General features: G+C 68.1%; 22 protein-coding genes. 18 read left to right on the top strand and 4 right to left on the bottom strand.

The window, feature by feature from the left end; all coding sequences use genetic code 11:
* Positions 1-43: 43 nt before the first annotated feature.
* On the bottom strand, positions 44-322 hold the full coding sequence (locus VMD91_06920) for a LysM peptidoglycan-binding domain-containing protein (protein ID HTW83779.1): 279 nt from the start codon (positions 320-322) through the stop codon (positions 44-46).
* A 233-nt stretch (positions 323-555) separates the two neighbouring features.
* Between VMD91_06920 and lexA the strand changes: the two genes are divergently transcribed.
* The 5 genes from lexA (at position 556) to VMD91_06895 (ending at position 4,600) form a co-directional block, all read left to right on the top strand.
* The gene (gene lexA, locus VMD91_06915) at positions 556-1,170 is read left to right on the top strand and encodes a transcriptional repressor LexA (GenBank protein HTW83778.1); all 615 of its coding nucleotides are present in this window, start codon (positions 556-558) and stop codon (positions 1,168-1,170) included.
* Complete coding sequence (locus tag VMD91_06910; GenBank protein ID HTW83777.1) at positions 1,124-2,371, top strand: PTS transporter subunit EIIC; 1,248 nt, start codon at positions 1,124-1,126, stop codon at positions 2,369-2,371. Before lexA ends, VMD91_06910 begins: the two co-directional genes overlap by 47 nt.
* On the top strand, positions 2,368-3,618 hold the full coding sequence (locus VMD91_06905; GenBank protein ID HTW83776.1) for a methionine gamma-lyase family protein: 1,251 nt from the start codon (positions 2,368-2,370) through the stop codon (positions 3,616-3,618). Before VMD91_06910 ends, VMD91_06905 begins: the two co-directional genes overlap by 4 nt.
* A complete protein-coding gene (locus VMD91_06900; GenBank protein HTW83775.1) occupies positions 3,615-3,995 on the top strand; it encodes a hypothetical protein in 381 nt (126 codons plus the stop codon). The genes VMD91_06905 and VMD91_06900 overlap by 4 nt, the downstream gene beginning before the upstream one ends.
* 137 nt (positions 3,996-4,132) lie before the next feature.
* Entirely contained in the window at positions 4,133-4,600 is a 468-nt protein-coding gene (locus tag VMD91_06895; protein HTW83774.1) for a DUF4279 domain-containing protein, read from the top strand.
* Between the two features lie 1,261 nt (positions 4,601-5,861).
* On the opposite strand, the gene VMD91_06890 is transcribed toward VMD91_06895, so the two are convergent.
* Positions 5,862-6,086 (bottom strand): hypothetical protein, encoded by a 225-nt coding sequence (locus VMD91_06890; protein HTW83773.1) that lies wholly within the window; start codon positions 6,084-6,086, stop codon positions 5,862-5,864.
* Between the two features lie 47 nt (positions 6,087-6,133).
* Between VMD91_06890 and VMD91_06885 the strand changes: the two genes are divergently transcribed.
* The 8 genes from VMD91_06885 to VMD91_06850 all read left to right on the top strand — a co-directional run bounded on the left by VMD91_06885 (position 6,134) and on the right by VMD91_06850 (position 13,312).
* Entirely contained in the window at positions 6,134-6,430 is a 297-nt protein-coding gene (locus tag VMD91_06885) for an FHA domain-containing protein (protein ID HTW83772.1), read from the top strand.
* 6 nt (positions 6,431-6,436) lie between these two features.
* Positions 6,437-7,267, top strand: coding sequence for a pantoate--beta-alanine ligase (gene panC, locus VMD91_06880; protein HTW83771.1), 831 nt, complete (start codon positions 6,437-6,439; stop codon positions 7,265-7,267).
* Entirely contained in the window at positions 7,264-8,463 is a 1,200-nt protein-coding gene (coaBC, locus tag VMD91_06875) for a bifunctional phosphopantothenoylcysteine decarboxylase/phosphopantothenate--cysteine ligase CoaBC (GenBank protein ID HTW83770.1), read from the top strand. The genes panC and coaBC overlap by 4 nt, the downstream gene beginning before the upstream one ends.
* Before the next feature lie 2 nt (positions 8,464-8,465).
* Positions 8,466-9,251: a type III pantothenate kinase gene (locus tag VMD91_06870; protein HTW83769.1), complete on the top strand. Its 786-nt coding sequence runs from the start codon at positions 8,466-8,468 to the stop codon at positions 9,249-9,251.
* Between the two features lie 94 nt (positions 9,252-9,345).
* Positions 9,346-9,993 (top strand): Panacea domain-containing protein, encoded by a 648-nt coding sequence (locus VMD91_06865; protein HTW83768.1) that lies wholly within the window; start codon positions 9,346-9,348, stop codon positions 9,991-9,993.
* A gap of 582 nt (positions 9,994-10,575) precedes the next feature.
* A complete protein-coding gene (dusB, locus tag VMD91_06860; GenBank protein HTW83767.1) occupies positions 10,576-11,589 on the top strand; it encodes a tRNA dihydrouridine synthase DusB in 1,014 nt (337 codons plus the stop codon).
* Positions 11,586-12,845 (top strand): aspartate aminotransferase family protein, encoded by a 1,260-nt coding sequence (locus VMD91_06855; protein ID HTW83766.1) that lies wholly within the window; start codon positions 11,586-11,588, stop codon positions 12,843-12,845. The genes dusB and VMD91_06855 overlap by 4 nt, the downstream gene beginning before the upstream one ends.
* Positions 12,845-13,312: an SRPBCC family protein gene (locus VMD91_06850; protein ID HTW83765.1), complete on the top strand. Its 468-nt coding sequence runs from the start codon at positions 12,845-12,847 to the stop codon at positions 13,310-13,312. Before VMD91_06855 ends, VMD91_06850 begins: the two co-directional genes overlap by 1 nt.
* Here the strand turns inward: VMD91_06850 and VMD91_06845 are convergent.
* Positions 13,257-14,324 (bottom strand): hypothetical protein, encoded by a 1,068-nt coding sequence (locus tag VMD91_06845; GenBank protein ID HTW83764.1) that lies wholly within the window; start codon positions 14,322-14,324, stop codon positions 13,257-13,259. The genes VMD91_06850 and VMD91_06845 overlap by 56 nt on opposite strands.
* Positions 14,325-14,363: 39 nt before the next feature.
* Entirely contained in the window at positions 14,364-14,828 is a 465-nt protein-coding gene (locus tag VMD91_06840) for a hypothetical protein (protein HTW83763.1), read from the bottom strand.
* Positions 14,829-15,089: 261 nt separating this feature from the next.
* Here VMD91_06840 and VMD91_06835 point away from each other — a divergent pair, with 261 nt between their 5' ends.
* The 5 genes from VMD91_06835 (at position 15,090) to greA (ending at position 20,527) form a co-directional block, all read left to right on the top strand.
* Entirely contained in the window at positions 15,090-16,199 is a 1,110-nt protein-coding gene (locus VMD91_06835; protein HTW83762.1) for an NAD(P)H-binding protein, read from the top strand.
* A gap of 130 nt (positions 16,200-16,329) precedes the next feature.
* Positions 16,330-17,241, top strand: a complete 912-nt coding sequence (locus VMD91_06830; protein HTW83761.1) for a hypothetical protein — start codon at positions 16,330-16,332, stop codon at positions 17,239-17,241.
* Positions 17,242-17,244: 3 nt separating this feature from the next.
* Positions 17,245-18,666, top strand: a complete 1,422-nt coding sequence (locus VMD91_06825) for an amino acid permease (GenBank protein ID HTW83760.1) — start codon at positions 17,245-17,247, stop codon at positions 18,664-18,666.
* On the top strand, positions 18,663-20,027 hold the full coding sequence (locus VMD91_06820; GenBank protein ID HTW83759.1) for an APC family permease: 1,365 nt from the start codon (positions 18,663-18,665) through the stop codon (positions 20,025-20,027). The genes VMD91_06825 and VMD91_06820 overlap by 4 nt, the downstream gene beginning before the upstream one ends.
* Positions 20,024-20,527, top strand: coding sequence for a transcription elongation factor GreA (gene greA, locus VMD91_06815; GenBank protein HTW83758.1), 504 nt, complete (start codon positions 20,024-20,026; stop codon positions 20,525-20,527). Before VMD91_06820 ends, greA begins: the two co-directional genes overlap by 4 nt.
* The last annotated feature ends 2 nt before the right edge of the window (positions 20,528-20,529 follow it).

Genomic DNA, 20,529 nt, shown 5'->3' with positions numbered 1-20,529 from the left:
CGCGATATCGCGGGGCTCGTCCGGCTTGGCGCCGGGCCAGAGTCTACTGCGGGACCCGCAGGTGCTGGCCGACGCTCAGGTTCGCGGCGCCGAGGTGGTTCGCAGTCAGGATCGCGTCGACGGTGCTCTGCACGTCGCCGCCTGCAGCCGTGCGGCGCTCGGCGAGCGACCAGACCGTGTCGCCGGGGCGGACCGTCACGTTCGTGTACGCGACGGGCGAAGCGGCGTGGACGGAGGTCGAGAGGACCGGGAGCGTCACCGAGAGGCCGAGTGCGGCCAGCGCGACCAGCGGCATCAGGGTCGGCTTCCGTCGAGTGGTCACGCGCATCGTCAGCTTCGCTCCAATCCCTAGATATAGCGGCGAACGTTCGTTCGTCCCCCATATGGTACCAAGACGAGGGACCTTCCGTCAAGAGTATTTCGAACGTATGTTTGCTTCCATGGCCGTACCTATGGTAGGATCGCGGCAATGGCGACGGTCACGGGTGTGGCCGCCGATGGCAGCGTCGCAGAGCGCTATGCCTACTGGGTGGCATTCTGCATGAGGAGGTCGGGATGGCCGAGCGGGCCACGACGGAGAAACAGCAGCGCATCCTCGAGGTGATCCGTTCCTTCACGGCCGAGCGGGGCTACCCACCGTCGGTGCGCGAGATCGGAGAGCGGGTCGGGCTCTCCTCGTCCTCGACGGTGCAATCGCACCTCAAGACGCTCGAGCGGCGCGGGCTGCTCAAGCGCGATCCCACCAAGCCGCGCGCGCTCGTGGCGCCGCGCACGGGCGACGAGCCGCCCATGGTGCCGTCGGTGACGCTGCCGATCGTCGGCCGCGTGGCCGCCGGCGTACCGATCACGGCCGCCGAGAACCTCGAGGACAACTTCGTGCTGCCGGCCGATTGGGCGCCGCGTAAGGGCGGCTTCATGCTGCGGGTCAAGGGCGACTCGATGATCGAGGCCGCGATCCTGGACGGCGACCTGATCGTGGTCGAGCCGCAGCCGACGGCGCACAACGGCGAGATCGTCGTCGCGATGATCGACGGCGAGGCGACCGTCAAGCGCTTCTACCGCGAGGACGGCCGGTTCCGGCTCCAGCCGGAGAACGCGGCGATGGCGCCAATCTACGCCGACGATGTCACCATCGTCGGTCGCGTCGAGGCGGTCATCCGAAGACTCTGACCCGCCGGAACGCAGCCTCGCGTTCCCGGCCGGCGACGGCGTCGTCGCGCGCCTGGAGCGCGCGGTCGCGCCCTACGCCCAGCGCTTCGCGCAAGCGCCGGCCGTGCTGGCGCTGCGCGAGACCCTGCCGGTGGCCTTCGCCGTCGCGGTCGTCGCGTTGCTCGCCCAGCTGGCCCTGGCGCCGCCGCAGGCCTGGAACCTCGTTCCGCGCCGGCTGCTGAGCGGCATCGCACCCGCGTTCGCCATCGCCTCGGTCGCGACGGTGCTGGTGCTCTCGGTGCGGCTCGCGCGGCGGACCGGGTTGCCGCTGATCCCGCTGGTCGCGACGACGCTGATCGCCTTCGCGCTCTCGTTGCCGCGCGCCGCGCTCGGCTCCTTCGACGACTTCGCGCGCACGCTCGGCGCCAGCGGATTGTTCACGGCCATCGTCGTCTGTCTGGCGACGGCCACGGCGCTGCACTACGGGCGTGAGCGCTTCGGTCCGCCGGTCGGCACGTTGGTCGGCGCGCTCGGTGCGCTGACGGGGTTCGGCGTGCTGTTCGCGCTACACGTCTCCGTCGCGGGCGCGCTCGCGCGAGCGTTGGCGCCGCTGGCGACGCTGGGCGACGGCTTTGTCGCGCTGGCCGCGCTCGCGGCGATCGAGTCGGTCTTGTGGCTGGTCGGCATCCACGGCCCGGCGCTGATGGCGGCGCTGGTGCTGCCGGCGTACACCAGTCTGCAGTTCGCGAACACGGCCGCCTACGCGCACCACGAGCCGCTCCCGCACATCGTCGTGGTCTCGACGTTCCTATTCATCTTCCCCGGCGGGGTCGGCGCGACGCTGCCGCTGGTGCTGCTGCTGTTGCGCTCGCGGGTCCCGCGGCTGCGCAAGTTCGCCTACGCGACCGTCGTGCCGTCGCTGCTCAACGTCAACGAACCGGTCATCTTCGGGTTGCCGCTGATCTACAATCCGGTCCTGGCGGTGCCGTTCGTGCTCGCGCCGGTCGTGCTGGCGGCGATCACGTACACGGCCGTTGCGCTGGGCTGGGTCGGGCGGCCGATCTTCTACATCCCATCGACGGTGCCGGTGCTGTTCAACGTCGGGCTGGCGACGCTCGACGGCCGCGCCGTGGCGCTCGCGGTGGCGAACCTGGTGATCGCCGGCGCGATCTGGCAACCGTTCGTGCGCGTCTACGAGCGCGCGCAGGCGGAGCTCGCATGATCGACGCGCTGCTGGACGGCCTGACCGTCGATCCGCGCGTGCGCACCGCCGCGGAGGCCGCCGCACCGTGGCTCGAACGCCGCGAACCGCGCGCGGCGCGCGTGCGCACGCGCGTGATGCGCGCGTTCCTCGACGAGGGGATCGCCGAGAGCGACCTCGCCGGCACGACCGGCTACGGCTACGACGACGCCGCGCGCCAACGGTACGAGTCTCTCCTAGCCCGGTTGTTCGGCGCGGAGCGCGTGTTGGCGCGACTCTCGATCGTGAGCGGAACGCACGCGATCGTGGCCGGCCTCGACGCCCTGGTGCCGTCAGGCGAAACGCTGCTGGCGGCCAACGGCGCGCCGTACGATACGCTGCGCTACGCGATCGCGGACGCACCGTACTCGCTCGCATCGCGCGGTGTGCGCTATGCCGAGGTCGCGCGCACGCCCGAAGGCGACACCGATCTCACGGCCCTCGCCGAGGCCGCGCGCACGCAGCGGCCGGCGGTTGTCTTCGTGCAGCGTTCGCGGGGCTACGCCGCACGTCGTTCGCTGACGATCGACGCGATCGCGCGAATCGTCGAGGTCGTGCGCGCCGCGCATGCACCGGCGATGGTGTTCGTCGACAACTGCTACGGGGAGCTGGTCGAAGAGCGCGAGCCGCTCGAGGTCGGCGCCGACGTCATCGCCGGCTCGCTGATCAAGAACCTCGGTGGCGGCCTCGCACCCGCCGGCGGCTATCTCGCGGGCCGCGCCGACGCGATCGAAAAGATCGCGACGCGCGTCTTCGCCCCCGGCATCGGCGCCGGCCTTGGGCCGACGCTGGGCTTCGGCCGCGCGCTCGTGCAAGGATTGTTCTACGCGCCGCTGGTCGTCGCGGAGACGCTGCGCGGGCTGGACTTCGCCGCCGCCCTGTTCGCGGAGCTAGGAGTCGATGTCGACCCGCTTCCTGGCGAGGCCCGCACCGATATCGTCCAAGCCATCCGCCTCGGCACGCCCGAGCGCCTGATCGCGTTCGCGCGCGGCCTGCAAAAAGCGATGCCGATCAACGCGCGCTTCGCACCCGAACCCGGCCCCGTGCCCGGCTACGTCGACCCCGTCATCATGTCGAGCGGTTCGTTCGTCAGCGGCGCAACGATCGAGCTCTCGTGCGACGCCCCGCTCCGTCCACCATATGAGGTCTACCTCCAAGGCGGCCTGGCCGCCGAGCACACCGCCCTCGGCGCACTCATGGCCGCCCAGGCGGTCTGCCGCTTCGAATGATCGTACGCGTGAACCGTAAGTCCGTTTCCATCGTCTTCATCGTCTTCATCGTCGCGGCTTTCACGGCGATCGCAAGCGAGGCCGAGGCTGTGTTGGAGAGGGGGGATTTCGGTCTATTGTGGTTCGTGGAACAGCTCGGGCCGTCTCTGATTGCGATCGTCCTCGCCTACATCGCCAGCGTCGGCGTCGTCCGCGGCATCATCGCGTACGCTGCGTGCTCGCTCGCGAGTACGGCCGTTATCCTCGGCGTCACCGGCGAAAGCTACGGCGTCCTCGCGATGCTCGAGTGGTCGCTCATCCGCGGGCTCGGCGCTCTTGTCGTTCTGGCGCTGCCGCTCGCCATCGCATACTTCCTGATCCATCCGTTTAAGAAATGAACCCCCCCCGTCTCGCTGCGCCCGACAGTTGCTCGTCGAGAAAGGGCCAAAGATCGTCTCCGATCGAAAAAACAGGCTGTTCGACATTTCCGAGACACAATTGCCGATGTACGTTGCCCAAAAGGGCTCTCAGTGCGATGTCAGCCAACGCTGAATTCATCGTTTTGACAAGGGAGATGTCCGCCGCTCAGATCTCGGAGCTGTTGGGTTTTCCCGCCGACCGGTCGTATAGCGAAGGCGACCCGGGCATGAGTATGACGACCGGGCTCGAGGTTGGCAGGAAGCGGAAGACGCGATGGGCGCTATCCTCAGAGGCACGAGTGACGTCGAGCGAGCTCGAAGATCATCTTCGCGTCTTGCTCGAGATCACGCTGCCTCGAGCGGATATCATTCGTAATCTTGCCAAGACCTCGAACGTATTCTTTTGGGTATTTTGGGACTCTGATTCTCTGGACCGCGGCGATGGCCCCATCCTGTCCAGCGAGATATGCAGCGGTATCGGTGCCTTGGTGCTAACTTGCAATTTGATGTCTATTGCACGCTTGACCACGAAGACGGCGAGTTCGATCGGTGAAAAAATCGTCGAAATAGCTTGCTGCGCTTAGAAAGGATCTATGCCCAAATTGACCTTCGTTGCGAGCCGATTTATTCGAAGCGTTTACTTCGGTGTCTACGCGGCGTTGGGCGGCGCGGTCGGGACGCTCGTCCTGATCGCGCTCGTCAGGTTGCCGTGGCCGTGGCTTCCTCAGGCCGGCGATTCACGTAATGCTGTCGTAGTCGCCGCGGTTTCATTTTTCGTTATTGGAGCCGCGCTGAATTTCTTTTCCCGCCGATAGAACAGCGAACGAGAACGAAGGGACAGACGTCAAGGAAGTAAGCGCGATCCCTAGGGGCACTATTACTGCGGTTAGGTCGGACCAACGCGTACAGGGAGTGATGGGAACGAGTACCCTGTAGCGCGTGAGTGGGCGAAGGGGACACCGGGCCTACGAACGATGTTCACTGGTCCGATCATGGTAGGGGTGATCAGATCAACCCGCACTATCATCCGCGCTCCGGACCGCGTCAATCATCCGCGTGGCCGCGCCATCCCAGAGGTACCTAATCCGTGAGAGCACTGCGAATTTATGACGAGAAGTCCGAAGGCGTGCTCATAGGGTTCGCCGGAATCGCAGAGATCTTGAACGATATTGTTGATCTAGGACGGTGTTGGGCGGTCTTGGCCCTAGAGGGACAGGTTCTACCTGAGTTTGTCGGGCGGGCTGACGAAATATACAAGCAGCAGAGTGAGTCGACGGATTCGCCGATGACGTGGGAAGAACTTGAGAAGCTGATGGCGCAGTTCTTCCAAGTCTATGACTGCGACATCACCGGAAGAGCCATAGTCGGCATTGGACCTCCGCATCCTTTGAGACTGATTTGCTTTGACTCATCGTATTGGGAAATCGCGTCCCATATCGATGTCCTCAGTTGCGTAGTAGAGCGCGCTCACTGTGTGCAAATGACCTAGACTCCTCTTTGAAATGATGTCGCGATTATGTGCAAATTTGCGGCGTGATGACGACCCCTGAAACGAACGTCGTCGTATCACAGCAGCGCGGGATCTTATTACTCAGGCCGCGGTGATGCGAGCCTAAAACGCGCTAGGAAGGCGCATGCCGCAGCGGCGCTTGTAAAGCGTTTGGGGGCTATCCACTCGCCTGCACCGCATGGGACGCAACGCGGCGGTAGCTGAAGGCGAGTTCGTCCCGGCGGCTGATTGATGTTTCCGCGCGGCTCGGAAGCAAGATCGTTGTCGATCTTTGCCTTTAGGACCCGCGCAGGCAACCTGAGGCGAGAAGCCTCGACTTCGGTCAGCTTAGGCTATTACTGCCCTGGCGCTTGCTCGCCCATGAAGCCGTAGAAATAGTAGACGGCTCCGTCGTCGGTCTCGATCTCGATGCGGGTCTCGCCTAGGCGGGCGGCGACGATGCGGCGGCCCTCCATGCCGTGAAGGATGTCCCGGGCCTGCATGAACTCGGCGGCGCGCAAGGCGTCGGGTTCGATGTCGAGGAGGTCCTGTTCGTCCGAATTTACCACCGGTTCGTTCATCCTTCGCAGAGGAGCGGCCGTCCGACCCGCGCGAAGGCGGACCGGCGATGTACGTCCTCGAGGTGATGAGTGGCCCGCTCGACGGGAAGACCTGGACCTTCGAGCGGGAGATCACCATCGGCCGTGATGATGCGGTAGCAACCGCATGCATCACCATCGATCGGTATATTTCCCGGAAACATGCGAGACTCTACGAGGAACCTGACGGAAGGTTACGATTGGCCGATCTCGCCAGCCGGAATGGGACCAGAGTAGGGGGGCGTTCTCTTGGCGACCCCGAGCCAATCGACCTGGGCCAGGCCTTCGTCGTGGGCCGCACCACCCTACGGGTCGTCCAGGCCTAGCGGACCATGTTCGTCCTTCGTACCCCGGCCGAGGTCCGGAAAACCTTGGCCGACTTGCCGCGGCCGGTCGGTCTGGTCGCCACCCTGGGGGCCCTCCACGCCGGGCATCTCGCCCTGGTCGAGCGGGCTCGCGCCGAGTGTGCGACCGTGGTCGCCACGATCTTCGTCAACCCGCTCCAGTTCGGCCCCAACGAAGACTTCGACCGCTACCCCCGGACCTTCGAGAGCGACGCGGCGGCCTTCGAGGCGGCCGGCGTCGACCTGCTCTACGCGCCGGCGGTCGAGACGATGTACCCGCCGGACTTCGGCACCTCGATCGACGCCGGGCCGGTGGCCGCGGGCTACGAGGGCGCGCTGCGGCCCGGGCACTTCCGCGGCGTCGCGACGGTCTGCGTGAAGCTGTTCTCGACCGTCGGCGCCGAGCGCGCCTACTTCGGCCAGAAGGACGCTCAGCAGGTGGCCGTCCTGCGCCGGGTCGTCGCCGACCTGAACCTGCCGGTCGAGTTGGTCGTGCTGCCGACGGTCCGCGAGGCGGACGGCCTGGCGCTCTCGAGCCGCAACGTCTACCTCGACCCCGAGCAGCGGGCGGTGGCGCCCACCCTCCACCGCGCGCTGAGCACGATCGCGGACGCGGTGCGGGCGGGCGAGAGCCGCGAGCAAGCGGTGGCGCTGGGACGGACCCTGCTCGTCCCGCCGGCGCGGGAAGCGTACCTCGACGTGGTCGACCGCGACCGCTTCGTCCCGGCCGAGTCGGCGCGCCACACGCTGGCGGTCGGCAGCGTGTGGCTGGGGACAACCCGCCTGATCGACAACGAGCCGATCGAGGGCGGCGCGTGAACGGCCGCTTGATCCTGCTCGGCGTGACCGGCGGCATCGCGGCCTATAAGGCGGCCGCGCTGGCCAGCCGGCTCGTGCAGCGCGGCGCGCAGCTCGACGTCGTCATGACCGAGGACGCGCTGCGCTTCGTCGGCGCCGCGACCTTCGCCGCGCTCGCGCGCCGGCCGGTCCACACCTCGCTCTGGGAGCGGGTCGACGAGATCCCGCACATTCGCCTCGCGCGCGAGTGCGAGGTGCTCGCGATCGTGCCGGCGACCGCGAACACGATCGCCAAGCTCGCGCTCGGGCTCGCCGACGACCTGCTGACCAACGTCGCGCTCGCGACGCAAGCGCCGCTCGTGATCGCGCCGGCGATGAACAGCTCGATGCTCGCGCACCCGGCGACGCTCGCGCATCTGCAGACGCTGCGCGCGCGCGGCGCGACGATCGTCGAGCCCGGCGTCGGTTTTCTCGCCGAGCGCGAGCACGGCCCCGGCCGGCTCGCGGACGAGGACGCGCTGCTGGCCGCGATCGAGGCCGCGCTCTCGCGCGGCGGCGACTTGCGCGGCGAACGCGTGCTGATCACCGCCGGCCCGACGCGCGAGCCGATCGATCCGGTGCGCTTCCTCTCCAACGCCTCGAGCGGCTCGACCGGCATCGAGCTGGCGCGCGAAGCGCTGGCGCGCGGTGCGCAGGTCGACCTCGTGCTCGGTCCGACCTGGCTCGAGCCGCCGGCCGGCGCGAACACCGTGCGCGTCACGACCGCGCAGCAGATGGACGCCGCGGTGCGCGCGCACGCGGCCGAGGCGACGATCGCGATCGCGACCGCCGCGGTCGCCGACTGGCGGCCCGCCGTCGCGCACGAGCACAAGGTGAAGAAGACCGACGAACCGCAAGCGCTCGCGCTCGAGCGCACCCCCGACGTCTTGGCCGGGCTGGGCGCGAGCAAACCACCGGGGATGTTCCTGGTCGGCTTCGCCGCCGAGACCGAAGACTGGGAGCGCAATGCGCGCGAGAAGTTGGTGCGCAAGCACCTCGACGCGATCGCGGTCAACGACGTGCGCGGCCAGAAGGGCTTCGGTCCGGTCGAGAACGCGCTCACGCTGTTGTGGGGCACCAACGGTCGCCGCGAGTTGGGCCAGGGCTCCAAGCGCGAGCTCGCGGCGCACCTGCTCGACGCGATCGTCGAGCTGCGCAGCGCGAACGGGCGCACCTAGTCGTGCTGCTCTGCATCGACGTCGGCAACACCGAGACCAAGCTGGGCGCGTTCGACGCGAGCGGCGTGCTGGTCGGCACGTGGCGCATCACGACCGCGCACCGGCGCACCGCCGACGAGTTCGGGGTGCTCTTCTCGGCGTTCTTCTCGACGGCGCGCTTCGCGATCGACGACGTCGAGGCGATCGTCGTCTCGTCGGTCGTTCCGGTCGTCGACCGGCCGCTCGGCGAGGGCTGCGAGAAGTACTTCGGCGTGAAGCCCGAGTTCTTCACCGCCGCCAACCAGAAGGCGATCGTGGTGAAAACCGATCGGCCGCGCGAGGCGGGTAGCGATCTGATCGCGGCCGCGATCGGCGCGGTGCAATTCGTCGGCGCGCCCGCGATCGCGATCAACTTCGGCACCGCCACGACCTTCGGCGCGATCGACCGCGAGGGCGCCTATGTCGGCGCCGCGATCGCGACCGGGCTGCAGGTCTCGCTCGACGCGCTGGTCGGGCGCACCGCCAAGCTGCCGCAGGTTCCGCTGGTCGCTCCGGCCTCGCCGATCGGCCGCGAGACGGTCGGCTCGATCCAGGCCGGACTCGTCTTCGGGGCCGTCGGCCAGGCCGAGGAGCTGATCGCCCGCTTCCGGACCGTCCTGGGGCCGCAGGCGCGGGTCATCGCCTCGGGCGGCCTGGCCGCCGTGGTGGCCACCGAGTCGCGCTCGATCGAGATGGTCGAGCCGCACCTGGTGCTGCACGGCCTCCGGCTCGCCTACCTCAAGAACGGGCTGTCGGGGAACGGCGCCTAGTTGGGGTGCCGGATTCGAGTGGGCGTAAAAGCGACTGGTCGGTGATTGCGGAGGCGATCGCAGGGCACGCCTAGGGCTTGAAGATGAAACCCGCATGCTGCCGATGACGCTCTTAAGGATCTTCGCCCAGTCGCGCATTCGCGGGCCGGCGGAGGCCTCTGAATCCCGCCAGGAGAATCCTTCTAACCCGATGGCGCGCCGCCCACGATTTAACGAGCGAAAGGCTACGCAGGTAGCCGCTCGCATCCTCGCCTCTGTCGGCGGTCGTATGCCTTACCTCAGCCTCATGAAGCTGATGTATTTTATTGACCGCGCGGCACTGCTGCGCTGGGGAACGCCTCTTACAAACGACGCGTACTTTTCAATGGACAATGGACCGGTATTGAGCCGCGTCAAAGACCTGATGACCGAAGAGGATCCGGCACCGGGTTTTTGGTCGCATCATATATCGAGCCCGACAAACTACCGAGTCGAACTGATCGATGAGGCAGGGAACGACCAGCTTTCGCCAGCTGAAGAGCGACTGATCGACGAAATCGTTTCAGAAAATCGCGGCCTCGATCGTTGGAAACTCGTCGAAAAGAGCCACAAGTTGCCGGAGTGGAAGCATCCAAACGGAAGTAGTACGTCCATCGAGATAGACGACATTCTAGAAGCCGGAGGCATTGGCGCAAAGCAGCGCGAGGAGATGGTCCGCGAGCTTGAGAGTGTGAGAAGGGTTCAAGCCCTCCTCGTTGACTAAGCCGCGTCTTGTTAGAGCCAGGAGACACATTTCGCGTCGACCCTTCGGTAGATGGCAAGGGCCATTTATGGGTCGTGCTAACAAACCCTGACGAGGCCGAGAAGGTCGTCTGTGTTTGCTTCGTTACGGCGCAAGATTGGACGGATCCGACGACGATTTGCAATCCCGGGGAGCATCCGTTTATCAAAACTCGGAGCGCTGTCGCTTACCAGCACGCTGAGCTTATGTCGTCGAAGCGTATAGCGCGCAATCTCGCCGGTGGATCGTTCGTGAAGCAAGCGCGGTGTAGCGAGAACCTCCTCAAGAAAGTCTACGACGGGGTGCTCGTCTCTGACTTCACCCGCCATGAAATTCGGCGATCGTTGCTCCGGAAGGGCTGAGCAGCCAGAATCGTTGGGTGCCGTTTCTGACGCGGAGAACGCTCGCGAAGGAGCTCGGTTGCTTCGTGGTGCGTCGATCTCAATCGGGCTGGCTTCGGGTTGGATTCTTTCGCGAGAAACGACCCTGTCAGAGGTCAGGTTTTTGGACGACCAATGCGGGCGGTTTCTCTCGGGCCCTCCGGATGTGGTAGACTCTGGGGTCGTGACCCGTCCCGTCCCGCCGCTTCGGATCGGCCCGCACCAGATCTGGCCTCCCATCGTCCTCGCGCCGATGTCGGGGGTGACCAACCGCACCCTGCGGGCCCTCTACAAGCCGTTCGGGTTCGGGCTGACCGTCACCGAGTTCGTCTCCTCGAACGCGCTGCAGTACGGCGCCAAGCGCACGATGGAGATGATCGACCAGCACGGGGTCGAGAAGCCGGTCTCGACGCAGCTGTGGGGCAACGATCCGCAGGTGATGGCGCTGGCGGCCAAGGTCGTGCGCGAGTGCGGTGCCGACATCGTCGACATCAACTTCGGCTGCCCCGCGCCCAAGGTCACCAAGACCGAAGGCGGCAGCGCGTGCCTGCGCGACGTCGACCGCTGCGAGGCGATCATGAAAGCGGTCGTCGAGGCCGTCGACTGTCCGGTCACCATGAAGATGCGGCTGGGGTGGACCGAGCAGGATCTGGTCTTCGTCGAGGTCGCCAAGCGCGCGCAGGCGGTCGGCGTGCAGGCGGTGACGCTGCACGCGCGCACCGCGCGGCAGTTCTACAAGGGCAGCGCCGACTGGTCGCGCATCGCCGAGCTCAAGCGCGCCGTCGACATCCCGGTCATCGGCAACGGCGATCTGGCCGACCCGTACGTCGCCATGGAGCGCATGCGCGAGAGCGGCGTCGACGCGGTGATGCTGGGCCGCGCCACGCTGGGCAACCCGTGGCTGGTCTCGCGGCTGCGCGCGCTGATGGCGGGCGAGGAGCCCGCCGCGACGCCGGAGGCGCCGGACCGCTTGCGCTTCGCGGTGCATCATTACGAGACGATGGTCGCGGAGTGGGGCGAGCCGCGCGCGGTGCCGCAGATGCGCAAGCACCTGGGCTACTATCTCAAAGGCTTCGCCGGCGCGAGCGCGCTGCGCGAGCGGCTGATGCGCACCGAGACCGCGGCCGAAACGCTGGCCATCCTGCACGACACGATCGCGCGGCTCGAGAGCGCGGCCGCCGAGCTGGCCGTCGCGTGACGACCGACACCGATCTCGCGCAGGAAGCCTTCGAGAACTACCGCGCGTATCTGAACCCGCCGCTGGCGCGCGTCATGAAGCTCTCGGGCTCGCCGGTCGAGGTGGCCGCCGACGGCGTCACGATCGTCGACCAGCACGGCAAAGCGTACCTCGACTTCGCCGGCGGCTACGGCGTGTTCACGCTCGGCCACCGCCATCCGCGCGTCGTCGCGGCCGTCAAAGACCAGCTCGACCGCATGGCGCTCTCGGGCCGCACGATGTTCAACCCGCTGCAAGGGCGGCTCGCGAAGCGGCTGGCCGAGCTGACGCCGGGCGATCTGACGATCAGCTTCTTCGCCAACAGCGGGACCGAGGCGGTCGAAGGCGCGCTCAAGCTGGCGCGCGCGGCGACGCGCCGCCCGACCATCGTCGCGACCGACGCCGCCTTCCACGGCAAGACGTTCGGCGCGCTCTCCGTCAGCGGGCGCGAGACGTTTCGCGCGCCGTTCGCGCCGCTGCTGGCCGACGTGCGCCGGATACCGTTCGGCGACGCCTCCGCGCTGCGCGGCGCGCTCGACGACACCGTCGCGGCGGTGATCGTCGAGCCGGTGCAAGGCGAGGGCGGGGTCAACGTCCCGTCGACGGGTTACCTGAGCGCGGTGCGCGCGCTGTGCGACGAGCACGGCGCGCTGATGATCGCCGACGAGGTCCAGACGGGGCTCGGCCGTTGCGGCATGCTGTTCGCCTGCGACCGTGAGGACGTCGTTCCGGACGTCATGACGCTGGCCAAGGGGCTCTCGGGCGGCGTCATCCCGATCGGCGCGTACGTCGCGCGCCCGTCGGTGTGGAACAAGGCCTACGGCAAGGCGCCGCTGCTGCACACCTCGACCTTCGGCGGCAACGAGCTGGCCTGCGCGGCGGCGCTGGCGGCGCTCGAGGTGCTGATCGAGGAGAACCTGGCCGCCAACGCGCGTGCGCGGGGCGAGCAGCTGATGGCGGGCGCGCGCGAGACGCAGCGCCGCTTCCCGCAGGTCGTCGCCGACGTGCGCGGCATCGGACTTTTGGTCGGCGTCGAACTGCGGCGCGAGGGGTACGGAGGAACGATCATCCCGGAGTTGCTCAAGCGCGGCGTGACCGCCGCCTGGACCCTCAACGAGCAGCGTGTGATCCGCCTGGAGCCGCCGCTGATCGTCACCGCCGAGCAGGTCGCGACGGCCCTGCGCGCGTTCGACGAAGCCGTCGGCGCCGCGTTCGAACAGCTGGGAACGCTCGACTGATGCCGTCCGTCGAGTGCACGATCGCGATCGCCGCTCCGGCGGCGGTCGTGTACGAGCTCGCCAAAGAGCAAGAGCGCTTCCCCGACTTCATGCCCGACGTCGAGACCGTCGTCGTGCTCGAGCGCCGTCCTGACGCCGTCGTGACCCGCTGGAAGACGCTGGTCGAGGACGCGCCGATCGAGTGGACCGAGGAGGACCGCTTCGACGACGCCGCGCTGCGGATCGACTACGCGCTGATCGAGGGCGACCTCGACACCTTCCAGGGGAGCTGGACGTTCACCCAAGACGGCGACGTCACGACCGTCGTGCTTGGCGTCGAGTACGACTTCGGCGTACCGACGCTGGCCGAGCTGATCGGCCCGACGCTCGAGAAGAAGGTGCGCGAGAACTCGCAGATGATGCTGGCGGCGCTCAAAACCGAGGCGGAATCACGGACGGTCCCGCAGTCGGCGCACGGTACGCGCTGAAGCTGGACGCGGACGCGCTGCCGCGCTTGGGAATCGCGGCGTCGAGCAGCTCGACGGTGCGCAACAGCTCCTCGGCGTAGGCCGCTTCCTCGAGCCGCGCCGGGTCGAGCGCGAGCGTGCGCACGCGGAACTCGGCGCGTTCGATCGCATCGAGCGACCGGACCGCTTTGGCGGCGCGGTCGGTCAGCGCGCGGATGCGCGAGAGCGCGTCCTCGAGGCGGACGATCTCGGCGTGATAGTCGGTGTAGCGCTTGAGATCGGCGGCCGCCCGGTCGCGCAGCGCCGGCCAATCGGTCTCGCGAAAGCGCGCGATCTCCGCGTTCGCGCGCTCGGCGAAGCGCTTCTGGCGGATCGCGTTGATGCGGCGCTCCTCTTCGGCGGCGACGCGGCCGCCGCGCGCGCGGGCGCGTTGCAGCGCCGTGTGCTCCTGCGGCGTCAGCTCGGTCTCCATCTGCGCGCGCTCGCCGATGCCGGCGATCTGGTCGCGCCAGACGGCGTCGATGCTCGGCGGCTCCTGGAGCGCGCCCAGCTCGGCGCGACGCGCCGCCAACCGGTCGCGCCGGGCCTCGAAGATCGCGCGCAAGCCGCCGACCGCCTCGCGCAAGGGGGCGACCCAGGCGGTGTCCGGCGTGCTGCCGCGATCGTCGAACTCCAGCACCATGCCCAGCCCGAGCGGGTGCACGTCGCTCAGCCGCCACAGCTCGCGCGCGGCGGGCAACACGCGCACGCGGCTGCCGAGCGCCGGGACGCTCCCGCTGATGCGAAAGACGATCAGCGACTCCGTCGTGTCGACGCCGACCAGGCTCTGCTCGTCGTCGAGCGCGCGCGCGAACACCAGCACGCCGCCGTATCCCGAATCGGGCAGCCAGACCGGCTCGTCGACGTCGTCGTGGCGACGGTTCCAAAGCACCGCCCACAACGCGTCGTGGATCGAGGCGGACAGGACGTGATTCGTCACCGCCGCCTCGAGCACGGACCGTACGCTGGACCGGCGATAGCGCGGCGTCGTCATCCCCGTGCGCCTTTCAGCGGAGGGGCGACGACGCGCGCGTCAATCCGGGCGCGCGAACGCGACGATGGTGTTTTCGGAACGAGCGTTCGTCCAGAACTTCGTCCCGTCGAAGCCCAAGCTACGTGCGGCGAACGGAATCGCGGCGAGCTCCACGACTTCAGGCCGTTCGCGCCGCGCGTCCAAGCAGAGCAAACGGTAGTCGTCGATGTCGCGGCTTTCCGTCGTGACCAGATAGAACTTGCCGGCGACGACGACCATCCCCGTGACCTGGCGCGGGACCGGAATCGTGCGCAGCACGCTCCCGTTCTCGTCGAGCTCGAGGATGAGCTTGTTGTCGCGCTGGCTGAGATATAGCCGATCGCCGTCGTAGGCCAGGAACGAACCGGTGTGCTCGGGCGTGGGGATGCGTTCGGACTTGAAGTCCTTGCCCATGATGTACCGCCGGATGTACCGGTCGTCATCGTCTCCCTCGCCCGTCACGACGCGCAACGCGTCGCCCGTCACCGTGATCCCGAATGGCCTACCAGGTGCGATCGCCTCTTCGAAAACCGTTCCTCGTTGGGCCCGGAGGCCGTAAATGCGGTTGGTCTCATTGGAGGCGATCCAGAGGTCCGTCCCGTCGCACGCGAGCCCCAACGGGGCCGGGCACGGGGCGGGGATCCGGAGGCACTCCTCGATCTCGGAGAGGGTGGAGTTCATGCCCGGGAGTGTTTCCCGCCCGGGGCCGCGGGCTCCCGGCTCCGGACCGGCGAAACGGCCCCCGGAATGTCCAAATTCTGTTTCGTCATCCACCCGCTCTCATTCGAGGACGTGGTGCGGTACGAGCCCGGTGCAAAAGGCAAAGGAAAGCCGATCATCGCGAAAATCCTCGAGTGGATGCCCGCGTACGCGGCGGCACATGTGACGGGGATCAAAACGCCCGACGGCCGCGAGACGGAAGGTTGGTTCGTCGCCGCCCCGTTGTTGCCGGAGCAGATGTTGGAGCTGCCGCGCGAGCAGGTATACGAGCGCATCGTCAAGGCGATCGAGGTCGGCGCGTCGCTCGGCGCGCAGGTCGCCGGACTCGGCGCGTTCACCGGGGTGGTGGGCGACGGCGGTGTCACCGTCGCGGAACGCTCGCCGATCCCGGTGACGACCGGCAACTCGCTCACGATCGCCGCCGGCGTGCGCAGCCTGTTCCGCGGCGCGCAAGAGATGGGCATCGAGGCCGCGCGGGCGACGGCCGTCGTCGTCGGGGCGACCGGCTCGATCGGCTCGGCCTGCGTCGCGCTGATCGCACCGCACGTCGCGCACGTCGTGCTGGTCGCGCGCAACGAGACGCGGCTGCGCAAGTTTCACGCCGAGATCGCGCCGACGCTGCCGTGCAGCTCGTCGGCGAGCACCGACTTGGCCGCGGCGGTACGGTCGGCGGACCTGGTCCTCACGGCCACCTCCTCGACCCAGGACGTCATCGAGCCGGAGGACTTGCGGCCGGGCGCCGTCGTCTGCGAGCTCTCGCTGCCGCACGACGTCAGCCGACGGGTCGCGAGCGAGCGTCCCGACGTGCTCGTCCTCGAAGGCGGCAACATGCGCGTCCCCGGTTCGATGTTCGTCGAACGCGTGCGCGAGCCGGGCACCGAGTTCGACCTCAACCTCCCGCGAGGCACCGCGCTGGCGTGCATGTCGGAGACGATGGTCCTCGCGCTCGAGAATCGCAACGAGTCGTACACGCTGGGCCGCGGCATCGACCTGGCCAAAGTCCGCGAGATCGACGCACTGGCCGAGCGCGCCGGCTTCACGCTGGCCGACATGCGCGCTTTCGACGCCGCCATCACCCGCGAGCAGATCGCCCGCATCCGCGCCGCCGCCGCCGACCGCCGCGCGGTGAGCGCGTGATGCGCGGAAATGCGGCGGGCACCGTGTCCAGTGGACACGATGCCCGTAGCGGTTCAACAGAAGAGCCCCGACCCGACTATCCTACAAAACCTACTCCGATACCGCAACACCGGGCTGGAAAGGCCAGCGTGTGAAACGGGTCGTTTCGGTTTCGCTCGGATCGTCGTCGCGCGATCATCGGGCGCAGGTCGAGCTGCTCGGTGAGCAGTTCGACATTGCGCGGGTCGGGACGGACGGCAGTCTCGACAAGGCGATCGCGCGGCTGCACGAGCTGGACGGAACCGTCGACGCGCTGGGACTTGGCGGGATTGACGTCTATCTGTACGCGGGCAAGGATCGCTACGCGCTGCGCGACGGTCTCAAGCTGCTCGACGCGGTGAAAAAGACGCCGGTCGTCGACGGCAGCGGCTTGAAGAACACGCTCGAGCGCAACGCCGTGGCGTATCTGACCGAGAGGCTCGGCGTGCAGCTCGACGGGAAGCGCGTGCTGATGGTCAGCGCGCTCGACCGGTTCGGCATGGCCCAAGCGCTGGTCCAGGCGGGCAGCGACGTGGTGTTCGGCGACTTCATCTTCGCGCTGGACCTCGACCGGCCGGTGCGCGGGCTCGACGAGTTCGAGGAGATGGCGCGCAAGTATCTCCCCGACGCGTGTAAGCTTCCGTTCCAGTTCTTCTATCCAACCGGTAAGAAGCAAGACCGCGCGCCGCAGCCGAAGTACCCCGAGTACTACGACGATGCGGAGATCATCGCGGGCGACTATCACTTCATGCGGCAGTTCATGCCCGACCGGCTCGACGGCAAGACCATCTTGACCAACACCGTCACCGCCGGCGACGTCGACTTCTTGCGCGAGCGCGGGATCGCGCGGCTGATCACGACGACGCCCGACTTCGGCGGACGTTCCTTCGGGACGAACGTGATCGAGGCGGCGCTGGTCGCGCTGCTCGGCAAACGCTGGGCCGACGTGACCGAGGGTGACTACCAAGACCTGCTGCACCGGCTCGACCTGCGCCCGCGGGTCATCGAGTTCCAGGCCGCGTAACGCTTGTCGCTCCTGGGCCGACTCTTCGCGCGGCAGCCGCACGACCGCGAACGCCTGCCCGACGGGGTCCCGCTGCGCCGCGCGCTGGGCGTGCGCGCGCTGATCGCGGTCGGCCTGGGCACGATGCTGGGCGGCATCTTCACCACCGTCGGCAGCGGCGCGCACGCGGCCGGTCCCGGCGTCGTCGCCGCCTTCGCGCTCTCGGGCGTCACCTGTCTGTTCGTCGCGCTCTGCTATGCCGAGCTGGCGTCGATGGTGCCGGTCGCGGGCAGCGCGTACACGTACGCCTACGCCGCGCTCGGCGAGATCGTGGCCTGGGTGATCGGCTGGGACTTGATCCTCGAGTACGGCATCAGCGTCGCGCCGCTGGCGGCGACGCTGTCGGGTTCGCTGCAGCAGCTGCTCGGCGGCATCGGCATCACGTTGCCGGGCTGGGCGCAGACGGCGAACGTCGTCATGGCGCATGGCCGGATCGACCTCGCGCACACGCAGGTCGACGTGCTGGCGTGCTTGTCGGTGCTGGCGATCGCGATCGTGCTGGCCATCGGCATCCGCGAGTCGTCCGGCACGAACACGGTGCTGGTCGTCGTGCAGCTGGTCGCGCTGGTGGCGTTCATCCTCGGTCTGGCGGCGGTCGTCCATCCGGCGAACTTCCATCCGTTCGCGCCGCACGGCGTGCACGGCATCGTCACCGGTGCCGCGGTCGTGTTCTTCGCGTACATCGGGTTCGATACGGTCACCGTCGCGAGTGAAGAAGCGCACGATCCGATCCGCGACGTGCCGCGCGCGATCGTCGGCTCGCTGATCATCGGTGCGATCCTGTTCTCGGCGGTCGCCGCGGTCGCGGTCGGCGTCGTGGCCTGGAACACGATCGACGTCAACTCCGGCATGCTCGACGCGGTCGTGCACGCCGGCAACAACAAGCTCTTGTTCGGGCTGGTGCTGATCGGCACGGTGACGGGGACGACGGCCTCGATGCTGACCTCGCTGCTCGGTCAGGTGCGCATCTTCTACGTCATGTCGCGCGACCGGCTCTTGCCGCGCGCGTTCGGGGCGGTCAGCGCGCGCACGCACACGCCGGTCGTCATGACGCTTGCGACCGGCGCCGTCATCGCCGTGCTGGCGCTCGGGGTTCCGTTGACCGTGCTGCTCGAGTTCGTCAACATCGGCACGCTCTCGGCGTTCGTCATCGTGTGCGCCGGCGTGATGGCGCTGCGCTTCTCGCAGCCCGACGCCGTCCGTCCGTTCCGCGTGCCGTTCGGACCGATCGTCGTACCGGCGGCCGGCATCGTTCTGTGCACCTGGCTGACGGTCGAAGGGCTCGCGCCGCTGACCTGGCTGCGGTTCCTGGTCTGGTTCTTGGTGGGCCTGGGCATCTACGCGGCCTACGGCTATCACCGCTCGCAACTGCGCGCACGGCCGTGACCGGGGCTCCGCGGCTGCGGCGCGTCCTTGCGCTGCGCGATCTGATCGTCGTCGCGGCGGCCGCGATCGGACCGGCCTTCTCGCTGGCGACGACGATGGCGGCGATGATCGCCGCCGCCGGTCGCGGGACGGAACTGGCGCTGGCGCTGGTCGCGCTGGTGATGGCGATGGTCGCCATCGGGTACCGCAAGCTGGGCGAGCGCATGCCGGACGCCGGTTCGTCGTATGCCTGGATCCGCACCGCGCTCGGCGGCACGACGGGTGCGTACGGCGCCTGGGTGCTGTTGGTCGCGAACCTGTTCGCGGTCCAGGCGACGGCGCTGCCGGCGGGCGCGTACACCCTCGATCTGCTGGCGCCGGCGCTGGCCGGGAACGCGCTCGCCGTCGCCCTGGTCGCCTGCGGCTGGACCGCCGCCAGCGCGCTCTTGCTGTGGTACGGGCTGCGCCCGACGGCGCTCTTGGCCGGACTGTTGCTGGTCGCCGAGCTGCTCGTGCTGACGGTCGCGGCGATCGTCGCCGCCGCGCACCCGCATCCGGACGCCGTCGCGTTCGCCGGCCCCCCGCTCTCCTGGACCGGGTTGATCGGCGCGATGGTGGTGGGCATCTGGATGCTCGACGGGTGGGAAGTCTCGGCCTCGACCGCCGAGGAGACCGAGGGGGACGCCTCGCGGCCCGGCTCCGGCGGCCTGGTCGGCCTGCTGCTGACGGCGGCGGTCATGCTGGCCGCGATCGCGGCGTTTCTGCGGGTCGGAACGGCGGCCGGCTACGACGCCCATCAGGCCGACGCGCTCTCGTACGTCGGCGACCTGCTCGGGCGCGGCTGGCGGCCGGTGCTCGCGGTAACGGTGCTGATCTCGCTGGCCGCCTCGCTCCAAACGACGCTCGTCTACCTCAGCCGCAGCCTGTACGCGATGGGCCGCGACGGACTCTTGCCGCACCCGCTCGGCGCGCTCGATCACCGCGACGAGCCCGCCCTCTCGATCGCGCTGGTGACCGGCATCTCGCTGGCGTTCTGCCTGGTCGACGCCCTCTCGCCGACCGCCAACGGAGCCTTCGCGCTGGCGCTGCAGGGGACGTCGTGGTTCTTGGGGCTGCTCTTCGCGCTCAGCGCGTTCGCGGCGGTGCGCACGTTCGTCGCCGACCCGGCCGCCCGTTGGTCGGGCGTGATCCTGCCCGGGCTGGCGGCCCTCGCGTTGGCCGGCATTCTGGCGATCGCGCTGGTCCGCGACGACGGTGCGACCAGGGGATTCATCGCGGGCGCCGCAATCCTGGGGCTTCCCCTCGCGCTCTGGCGCGGCAGGGTCCTCCGCCGCGCAGGGGGAACCGGGGGGGTCGGTCATTCCACCGGGAGTCGCTTTTGAACGACAAAGAAATCGTTTTGACCCGAGACGGCCTCAAGAAGCTCGAAGACGAACTCGACGAGCTCAAGACCGTGCATCGTCGCGAGGTCAACGAACGCATCCGTCAGGCCAAAGAGTTCGGCGACATCTCCGAAAACGCGGAGTACGAAGACGCCAAGCAAGAGCAGGCGTTCGTCGAGGGCCGCATCCTCAAACTCGAAGGGATGATCCGCAACGCGCGCGTCATCGACGCGAGCGATTACGTCGCCGACGAAGTCCATCTGGGCGCGACGGTCAAGGTCAAGGAGACGGGCTCGGGCACCTCGCACGAGTTCACCATCGTCGGTTCGGCCGAGGCCGATCCGAAGAACGCGCGGCTCTCGAACGAGTCGCCGTTGGGCCGTGCGCTCATGGGCCGCAAGAAGGGCGAGACGATCGACGTCACCACGCCGCGCGGCCAGATGAAGTACAAGATCGAAGCGATCAACAAGGACCCGAAGAAAACCAAGAAAGCCTCGTAACG

Origin of the sequence: Candidatus Sulfotelmatobacter sp. (assembly GCA_035504415.1) — a bacterium.
Taxonomy (GTDB): Bacteria; Vulcanimicrobiota; Vulcanimicrobiia; order Vulcanimicrobiales; family Vulcanimicrobiaceae; genus Vulcanimicrobium.
This window is presented reverse-complemented; position numbering and strand designations above follow the sequence as displayed.

What these genes read in the sequence shown, in the direction of transcription:
- lexA (HTW83778.1), top strand. Translation starts at nt 556, where the DNA reads ATGGCCGAGCGGGCCACGACGGAGAAACAGCAGCGCATCCTCGAGGTG.
- VMD91_06910 (HTW83777.1), top strand. Translation starts at nt 1,124, where the DNA reads ATGTCACCATCGTCGGTCGCGTCGAGGCGGTCATCCGAAGACTCTGAC.
- VMD91_06905 (HTW83776.1), top strand. Translation starts at nt 2,368, where the DNA reads ATGATCGACGCGCTGCTGGACGGCCTGACCGTCGATCCGCGCGTGCGC.
- VMD91_06900 (HTW83775.1), top strand. Translation starts at nt 3,615, where the DNA reads ATGATCGTACGCGTGAACCGTAAGTCCGTTTCCATCGTCTTCATCGTC.
- VMD91_06895 (HTW83774.1), top strand. Translation starts at nt 4,133, where the DNA reads ATGTCAGCCAACGCTGAATTCATCGTTTTGACAAGGGAGATGTCCGCC.
- VMD91_06890 (HTW83773.1), bottom strand. Translation starts at nt 6,086, where the DNA reads ATGAACGAACCGGTGGTAAATTCGGACGAACAGGACCTCCTCGACATC.
- VMD91_06885 (HTW83772.1), top strand. Translation starts at nt 6,134, where the DNA reads ATGTACGTCCTCGAGGTGATGAGTGGCCCGCTCGACGGGAAGACCTGG.
- panC (HTW83771.1), top strand. Translation starts at nt 6,437, where the DNA reads ATGTTCGTCCTTCGTACCCCGGCCGAGGTCCGGAAAACCTTGGCCGAC.
- VMD91_06865 (HTW83768.1), top strand. Translation starts at nt 9,346, where the DNA reads ATGCTGCCGATGACGCTCTTAAGGATCTTCGCCCAGTCGCGCATTCGC.
- VMD91_06850 (HTW83765.1), top strand. Translation starts at nt 12,845, where the DNA reads ATGCCGTCCGTCGAGTGCACGATCGCGATCGCCGCTCCGGCGGCGGTC.
- VMD91_06845 (HTW83764.1), bottom strand. Translation starts at nt 14,324, where the DNA reads ATGACGACGCCGCGCTATCGCCGGTCCAGCGTACGGTCCGTGCTCGAG.
- VMD91_06835 (HTW83762.1), top strand. Translation starts at nt 15,090, where the DNA reads ATGTCCAAATTCTGTTTCGTCATCCACCCGCTCTCATTCGAGGACGTG.